Here is an 8,309-nt window from a genome sequence, read left to right on the forward strand (position 1 = left end):
GTCAGCCAAACGTGCTGAGACTGTGAAGCGTTACTTGCAGAGCGGCGGTGTCACCACACCGATCTCGGCACGCGGTCGCGGTAAGGAAGACCCGGTGGTGCAGTGTAACGAACGCAACCACGAGGCTCTGATCGCCTGTCTGGGACCGAACCGTCGCGTCGAACTGGACTTCGTGCACGCAAGTGCGGCGAGCGCGCGGACGTCGGCCCTGCCGCAGTACCAGCGGACGCAAAACCAACCCGATCTGCAAGACCAGCAGGAGCATTGAGGGTGAAGAATGGCCCGGCTGTCACGGCCGGGCCATTCCTGCTTTCGCGAGTGTTGGCAATGGCGGTCTGCGCGTAAGGAATTTCAATGTTCCGTGAAAGAAAAATCCCCTGAATATTGCGGAAATATCGCTGTGTCGCCTCGAAGAAATGTTTCCGCAATATTGCTAATATTTAATTTGATTCTTGTTGGGCTATGTCGATTCGGTTTCGCCCATTAATTAATATCAGAAAATGGAGCGGCTAATGAAGAGAATCGTGATTATTGACGATCATCCGATCATTCGGGGGACAATAGCCAGCGTGTTGCATGCTGACCCGGAACTGGAACTGGTCGGCGCATGCGGCGACGGGGAGGAAGGTCTGGCCATGGTTTTCGCGGAAAGTCCGGATCTGGTTATTATCGATCTCGACTTGCCGAGGCTCGACGGGCTTTCCTTGATTCGCCGAATTCGAGATAAAAATACAAAAATATGTATTCTTGTTCTTTCTGCCAAACCTGAACATATTATGGCCGGTTATGCGCGCAGCGCCGGCGCAAATGGTTATGTCGGAAAAGGCCGGGAAATCAGTGAACTGCTCACTGCGCTAAAAACGGTCTTGTTTGGCTACGACTGCTTCCCGGCTGACAGCGCCGAAGCTGAGGCCGTGAGCGGACTGAGCGCTTTGTCAGCGCGAGAGGTGGAGGTATTGCAATATCTGGCGCGCGGTGTGAGCAATCGGGACATTGCCGTCCGCCTATCCTTGAGCGACAAAACTGTCAGCACCTACAAGAGCCGCATCCAGGAAAAACTCGGTCTTTCGTCATTGGCAGGACTAATCGAGTTTGCGACTTCGCATCGTTTGGTCGATTAGGTTGTGTAGGCTATGACCATTGTGAGCCTGTCCCGTTCTTCCGCGTGTACGTGGCGTCAAACGCTTAACGATCTGCTGGACGCCTCGCCATTGGAATCCCGCGCTTTCGTTCTCGACGAGAGCATGACGGATCTGCGCGAAGTGATAGATGGTGTTATCGCTCTGCTCACTCCATTCGCACGTCGTCGCGACTTGCGTTTGCGCGTGTGTGTCGATCAATCGGTAGCTGAAACGATTCTTGCCGACGGTGCCCGCCTGGGTCAGCTCGTTTTCCATTTGCTCAATCGAACGATTCAACTCACCATGCAGGGAGAGATTTCGCTCGTCGTGCGGGCACAGCCGTTGAGTTCGAACTCGCAACGAATTTTTATCAGCGTGGTCGATGCGCCCGTCAAACACGCGCCCGCTGTCCCGCAGCCACTTTACGCTCCAACTGTTGAAGATCCACAGATGGCCAGATGGCTTGGCGACGCTGAAGCATGTTTGTCGCTTTGCAGAATATTGGCGCAGCGCATGCGCGGCGAACTCTGCGTCTCGAGCGATCTTGAGGAAGGCCCTCGAGCAATCTTCAACGCGCCGTTTTGCGTCGAACAATCGGCGCGGTCCGCGCAAACGACTTGCGGTAACGTCGAGACGCCTCCTTTCTCCAGAGCCGCGCAGCCACGGGATCGCTCAACGAGCGGCTCCTTTGAGCCCTTCGACAGCCGTTATCTGGATGCCTTGTCTGAAGAGGGAGTCGATCTTCAAGCATTTATCACCAACTGGCGTGACGCAATGAACGACGACCTCGGGCGGCTCAGCGGGTTGCTTCGTGAAGGTCACTTTGAGCATCTCCAAGGTGTGCTGCACCGTTTGAGTGGCGCAGTGGGGCTCGTCGGCGCGCGAGATTTGATGGACGCGTTGCGGCGCGCGAGCGTATCGCCTCGTGAGCACAGAGCCACCTTAGCCGACGCGCTAATGGCGCGCGCGAGAATCCTTGTCACGCAACTCGAAGCAACGGCCTGCGCGTACCGGAGCACCTCACGATGAGCCGACCGCTGGCTTTGATCGAAGGCGATCTGGCGCTTCCGGTCGCGCGGCCGTTCGATGCATTGCCGCCGCCCTTCGGATCGCGGCGGCGGCCGGCGCAGACCGCGGCGCAACGCGAACCGCAACCCGGAGCACGCACCGGCGCTCAACAGGTAATCGAGAATGCGGTACAACGCGGGGCGTCGGCGGCACGTCGCGGGCCGTTTCCACCGGGCGTGAAGTTTCTGTTGTTCTATAAACTGCCTCAACGGCGCGACCACTCGCGCCGCTTCGACGAACAGCTGGCCGAAGCGAGGTATTACCTGGAGATGGGGCGTGTGCGCCCGCGTTCGACGCGGTCGGATCATGTGCTCGGAGCGGCGATCTTCGCGGGCTGCAGCATTGCGCTAGCCTGGCTGCTGACCACCTGTACGACGCACGACGCGGGCAAGCTGGCGGCCACGGCGGTAACACGGCCGGTGGCGCTTCGTTCGCCAGCTGAATTCGCCGGAACGATTGCGCAAGACGAAGCCTTGGCGGCTAGTTCAATATCGACACCAAAGGCTGCTGTGTCCGGAACGCCCGCGCAGACCAATGCGACACCAAAGGCCGCAGTGTCCGGAGCGCCTACGCAGACTAATACGTCCCCGCGCACTGCGTTTGGCCATGTCCCGACTGCAAAGCCGCAACGTATCGAACAGATCGCGTCACATGCCGAGCTGCGAGAGCCGATGCATCGAACGGCGCCGAGCCGTCCCGCGAAGGTGGATCACCCGCTTCCGATCGTGCGCTTCAGCAAAGCGCAAGTCGACGGGCGCCTCGCATTGAGCCGCACAGCCAACCCGGCCACGCGGCCCTCCGCGTCGAAGTCATCCGAGTGGACTGCACGCTCCTCGTCCGCAAATGAAACGGCCGAGCGCACGGCGCTGCTCGATTGGGCGGCGCAGATGCGTCGCGCGACAATCACAACGCGCACCGGCGCGCCGACGCCGGGTGATACCGACTGGAGCGTCCACATGACCCAGCGCAGGATCACCGACAACCCGGACGCGTTCCAGACAGGTCGCATCCCGAAGTAGCGGCGAAAAAAAAGCCCGACCAATGGTCGGGCTTCAAAGTCGGCCACGTCCTCCACAGGACGCAGCCCCTGCAAAACAGCCAAGCTGTTTGCGCTATCGCCAGCCTTAAGCGGCCAGCAGCGAACGCAGCACGAACGGCAGAATCCCGCCGTGCTTGTAGTAGTCGACTTCGATCGGCGTGTCGATACGCAGCAGTACCTGCACGCGTTTCTCCTTGCCGTCCTTGCCGCGAATCACCAGCGTCACTTCCTGTTGCGGCTTGAAGTCAGCGCCGAGGCCTTCGATGTCGTACGTTTCTTCGCCGGTGATACCGAGCGACTGCACGCTATCCGAGCCCTTGAACTGCAGCGGCAGAACGCCCATGCCGACCAGGTTCGAACGGTGGATCCGCTCGAAGCTGCGTGCGACCACAGCCTTCACGCCCAGCAGTTGCGTACCCTTTGCAGCCCAGTCACGCGACGAGCCCGTGCCGTACTCTTCGCCCGCGAACACGACGGTCGGCGTGCCGGCGTCGATGTACTTCATTGCTGCGTCATAGATCGACAGTTGTTCGCCGCTCGGCTGGTGAATCGTCAGGCCGCCTTCCACGCGCGAGCCGTCTGCCTTCGCCGGGATCATCAGGTTCTTGATCCGCACGTTCGCGAACGTGCCGCGCATCATCACGTCGTGGTTGCCGCGGCGCGAGCCGTAGCTGTTGAAGTCGGCCTTCTGCACGCCGTTTTCCTTCAGCCACTTGCCCGCCGGCGAGTCTTCCTTGATCGAGCCAGCCGGGCTGATGTGGTCGGTCGTGACCGAGTCACCGAAGATGCCCAGTGCACGCGCGTTCGTCACAGCAGCAATGCTGTCGGCCGGCGTCATCGAGAAGTCCTTGCCGAAGAACGGCGGCTCAGCGATGTAGGTCGACTTCGGCCAGTCGTAGACTTGACCTTCTTCGCCTTCGATCTTGCTCCACAGGTCGCCCTTCTTGGTCAGCGACGCGTAGTTCTTGCGGAACGCGTCGGCGTCCAGCGCGAACTTGAGCAGTGCGTTGACTTCTTCGCTGGTCGGCCAGATGTCGCCCAGGTAGATGTCCTTGCCGCCCTTGCCCTTGCCGACCGGTTCAGTCATCAGGTCGCGCGTGATGTTGCCGGCGATCGCGTAAGCGACGACCAGCGGCGGCGAGGCCAGGAAGTTGGCGCGGATGTTCGGGTGAATACGCGCTTCGAAGTTACGGTTGCCGGACAGCACCGCTGCCGCGACGATGTCGTTCTTCGTGATCGCTTCGTTCAGTTCCGGCGTCAGATCGCCCGCGTTACCGATACAGGTCGTGCAACCGTAAGCGGCCAGCGTGAAACCGAGCTTGTCGAGATACTTCATCAAGTCGGTCTTCGTCAGGTATTCCGTGACGATACGCGATCCCGGCGCCAGCGACGTCTTGATGTGCGGAGCGACCGTCAGACCGGCTTCGACAGCCTTCTTCGCCAGCAGGCCGGCGGCGAGCAGCACGCTCGGGTTCGAGGTGTTCGTGCACGACGTGATGGCCGCGATCAGGATGTCGCCGTTCTTCACGTCGACGCCGTTGCTCGTGGTGTATTGCGCGTCGAGGTCTTCCGCCTTCTTCGCAAAGCCGTTTTCCGCCACCGGCTTGGAGAACAGGTCGCTGAAGGTCGACTTCACATGACCGATTTCGATACGGTCTTGCGGACGCTTCGGACCGGCCAGCGACGGCGTCACCGTGCCGAGATCCAGCGTGACGACCTTGGTGTAGTCGATCTGGCCGGCCTTCGGAATACCGAACAGACCTTGCGCCTTGAAGTAGTTTTCGAAGGCGGAGATTTCTGCGTCGGTGCGGCCCGTGCCCTTGAAATAGTCGATGGTCTTTTCGTCGACCGGGAAGAAGCCCATCGTTGCGCCATATTCCGGCGCCATGTTGCCGATCGTTGCGCGATCCGGCAGCGACAGCGACTTCGTGCCTTCGCCAAAAAACTCGACGAACTTGCCGACTACCTTCTCTTTACGCAGCAGTTCGGTGACGGTCAGGACCAGGTCGGTTGCCGTCAAGCCTTCGCGCAGCTTGCCCTTCAGTTCGACGCCGACCACGTCCGGCGTCAGGAAGTACACCGGCTGGCCGAGCATGCCGGCTTCCGCCTCGATGCCGCCCACGCCCCAGCCCACCACGCCGATACCGTTGATCATGGTGGTGTGGCTATCGGTGCCGACCAGCGAATCCGGGTAGTACACCGTGTCCGCGCCTTCAGCCTTCTTGTGCACGCCGCGTGCGAGGTATTCCAGGTTCACCTGGTGAACGATACCGACGCCCGGCGGCACGACCTTGAACGTGTCGAATGCCTGCATGCCCCACTTCATGAACTGGTAGCGCTCGTTGTTGCGCTGGAATTCCAGTTTCATGTTCAGGTCGAGCGCATTCTTTTCGCGGAAGTGATCGATCTGCACCGAGTGATCGACGACCAGATCGACCGGGACCAGCGGTTCGATCGACTTCGGATCCTTGCCCATCTGTTTCGCGACACCGCGCATCGCGGCGATGTCGGCGAGCAGCGGCACGCCAGTAAAGTCTTGCAGCACGACACGCGACACCACGAACGGAATTTCATCGACACGCGCTGCGGTCGGCTTCCAGTTCGCGAGTTGCTCAATGTGTTCTTCGGCGATTTTCTTGCCGTCGTAGTTACGCAGCACCGATTCCAGCACGATACGGATCGAAACCGGCAGGCGGTCGATCTTGATGTTCAGTGCCTTGCCGAGTTGCGGCAGGGAGTAGAACTTGCCTTTGCCGGAACCGCTGTCGAATTCCTTGAGCGTTTTGTGGAGGTTGTGGGCCATGGTGTTTTCCTTGGTTTGATCGCGGAACTACTGTACCTGACTAGATGACGTACAAATCGACGTATTCATTGACCGGCATGGCTTCGAGCCTTGCCTGATCCAGCGACGCGTCGAGAATCGCCAGTTGTTGCTTGACCGGAAAGCGGCGCGCGAGGTTGGTCTTGAACTTCTCGACCAGCAACGGAATCCCGTCTTCGCGACGACGTTTATGACCGATCGGGTATTCGACTACGACTTCGTCGAATGTCGAACCGTCGTTGAATTCGATCGTCAGTGCATTGGCGATCGAGCGCTTCTCCGGATCGTGGTAATCCTTCGTGAACTGCGGGTCTTCGACACATTCCATCTTCGCGCGCAGCACGTCGATGCGCGCGTCCTGTGCGGTCGAATCTTCATAGTCCGCGGCCGTCAGGCGGCCGTGGATCAGCGGCACGGCGATCATGTACTGAATGCAATGATCGCGGTCGGCCGGATTGTTCAGCGGGCCTTTCTTATCGATGATGCGAATCGCGGCTTCATGCGTGCGGATCGTGATCTTGCGAATGTCGTCCACATGCTTTCCGGCTGCGTTGAGTTGCGCATGCAACTTCATCGCGGCTTCCGCCGCCGTTTGTGCGTGGAATTCTGCCGGAAAAGAAATCTTGAAGAGCACATTTTCCATCACATACGAACCGTACGGACGCTGGAACCTGAATGCGTTGCCTTTGAACAGAACGTCGTAAAAGCCCCACGTCTTCGCCGTCAGCACCGACGGATAGCCCATCTCGCCGGTCTTCGCGATCAGCGCGAGACGCACCGCGCGCGATGTCGCATCGCCCGCGGCCCACGACTTGCGCGAACCGGTGTTCGGCGCGTGGCGGTACGTGCGCAGCGCATGCCCATCGACAAACGCCTGCGAGACCGCATTGATCAGCTCGTCGCGCGTGAGACCGAGCAACTGGCCGACCACCGCGGTCGACGCCAGTTTCACCAGCAGCACATGGTCGAGCCCAACCTTGTTGAAGGAGTTCTCGAGCGCGATACAGCCTTGAATTTCGTGCGCCTTGATCATGGCGACCAACACGTCTTTCATCGCCAGCGGCTCTTTGCCGGCTGCGATGGCGCTGCGCGAGAGCCAGTCGGCTGTCGCGAGAATGCCGCCGAGGTTGTCCGACGGGTGGCCCCATTCGGCGGCGAGCCATGTGTCGTTGAAGTCGAGCCAGCGGATCATGGCGCCGATATTGAAGGCGGCCTGAACGGGATCCAGCTGGAACGACGTGCCGGGCACCTTCGCGCCGTTGGGGACGATCGTGCCCGGCACGATCGGTCCCATCAGCTTGGTGCAGGCTGGGTAGGTGAGCGCCTCGAGTCCACAACCGAGCGTATCGATCAGGCAGTGACGCGCGGTTTCCAGCGCGAGCGTGCTGTCGATCTGATACTCCAGCACGTAATCGACGATATCGACCAGGACTTGATCCGGGTCGGGTCGCACGTTGGAAATCGGAGCGGACATCGGGACGTTTTCCTGATGACGATACTTAGTTGCTGCTCTTGTTGATCGCGTTCGATTGCGTCGGAGCCGGAGCGCCTTCGACCATGGCTGCCGTCTTGCACTCGTCGGCCAGGCGCGAGCTGTCCTTGTCCGAGAACAACATGGCCTTCGTCGGGATCACGACGAGATCCATGCCCGTTGCGGCGTCGTGGAAACGGTCTGCGCCCGTGGTGGTTGCTTCGCGCGGCAGATTGTAATTTTTGTTAGCCCAGTGAACCGTGACGATCTGGTCACGCTTCATGTCGCCCTTCAGTTCGAACGCGAGGCCTTCGTTGCACGACCACTTTTCCGCGCCTTCCGGCACCGGATCGACCTTTGCTTCCTTGGCCGGGTTCGGTTTGCGCTTGATCAGGCGCTTCGGCTGCGGTTTTTTCGGGACAGCGTTGGCTGCCGGCTTCGTGGTGGTCGCCGGTTGCGCGACGGCGTCAGTCGCGACGGCCAGCATCGTCGTGGACAGGGCGCCAATCACGGCGGCGATCATCAGCTTTTTCATGGAGAAAACCTTTCTATCTAGTTTCAGTTAAACATTCCGCGGGCTACCGGTCCTGGCGACCGCGTGGTTAAACTGCACGCGCTTTGAAAGCGCACAGCGACCGCTATTTTCTCCTATTTAGCGGCAGGTACTTCAAATTCTCGGGTCCGGTGTAATTTGCGCTCGGACGAATGATCTTGTTGTCGATGCGCTGCTCGATGATGTGCGCGCTCCAGCCGGCCGTGCGCGCGATCACGAAGAGCGGCGTGAACATC

Annotated in this window: 7 protein-coding genes and 1 pseudogene; 4 read left to right on the forward strand and 4 right to left on the reverse strand. The window is 60.0% G+C overall.

What is annotated here, in order from left to right:
* From P0D70_RS35770 to P0D70_RS35785, 4 genes and pseudogenes are all read left to right on the forward strand, one after another.
* A pseudogene (locus P0D70_RS35770) lies at positions 1–268 on the forward strand (OmpA family protein); the annotation flags it as partial.
* Positions 269–512: 244 nt separating this feature from the next.
* The gene (locus tag P0D70_RS35775) at positions 513–1,121 is read left to right on the forward strand and encodes a response regulator transcription factor (protein WP_091804922.1); all 609 of its coding nucleotides are present in this window, start codon (positions 513–515) and stop codon (positions 1,119–1,121) included.
* Positions 1,122–1,133: 12 nt separating this feature from the next.
* Positions 1,134–2,150 (forward strand): sensor histidine kinase, encoded by a 1,017-nt coding sequence (locus P0D70_RS35780; protein WP_408187990.1) that lies wholly within the window; start codon positions 1,134–1,136, stop codon positions 2,148–2,150.
* Positions 2,147–3,208: a hypothetical protein gene (locus tag P0D70_RS35785; RefSeq protein WP_408187991.1), complete on the forward strand. Its 1,062-nt coding sequence runs from the start codon at positions 2,147–2,149 to the stop codon at positions 3,206–3,208. The genes P0D70_RS35780 and P0D70_RS35785 overlap by 4 nt, the downstream gene beginning before the upstream one ends.
* Before the next feature lie 105 nt (positions 3,209–3,313).
* Here the strand turns inward: P0D70_RS35785 and acnA are convergent, their stop codons facing one another.
* The 4 genes from acnA to P0D70_RS35805 form a co-directional block, all read right to left on the reverse strand.
* Positions 3,314–6,031: an aconitate hydratase AcnA gene (gene acnA, locus P0D70_RS35790; protein WP_091804913.1), complete on the reverse strand. Its 2,718-nt coding sequence runs from the start codon at positions 6,029–6,031 to the stop codon at positions 3,314–3,316.
* Positions 6,032–6,071: 40 nt separating this feature from the next.
* A complete protein-coding gene (locus P0D70_RS35795; RefSeq protein WP_091804910.1) occupies positions 6,072–7,523 on the reverse strand; it encodes a bifunctional 2-methylcitrate dehydratase/aconitate hydratase in 1,452 nt (483 codons plus the stop codon).
* A gap of 25 nt (positions 7,524–7,548) precedes the next feature.
* Positions 7,549–8,055 (reverse strand): hypothetical protein, encoded by a 507-nt coding sequence (locus P0D70_RS35800; protein WP_091804907.1) that lies wholly within the window; start codon positions 8,053–8,055, stop codon positions 7,549–7,551.
* 103 nt (positions 8,056–8,158) lie between these two features.
* Positions 8,159–8,309 (reverse strand): citrate/2-methylcitrate synthase (locus P0D70_RS35805; RefSeq protein ID WP_408187992.1); only part of this gene is annotated, 151 nt, incomplete at its 5' end.

This window comes from Paraburkholderia sp. RL17-381-BIF-C (assembly GCF_046026435.1).
Classification (GTDB): Bacteria; Pseudomonadota; Gammaproteobacteria; order Burkholderiales; family Burkholderiaceae; genus Paraburkholderia.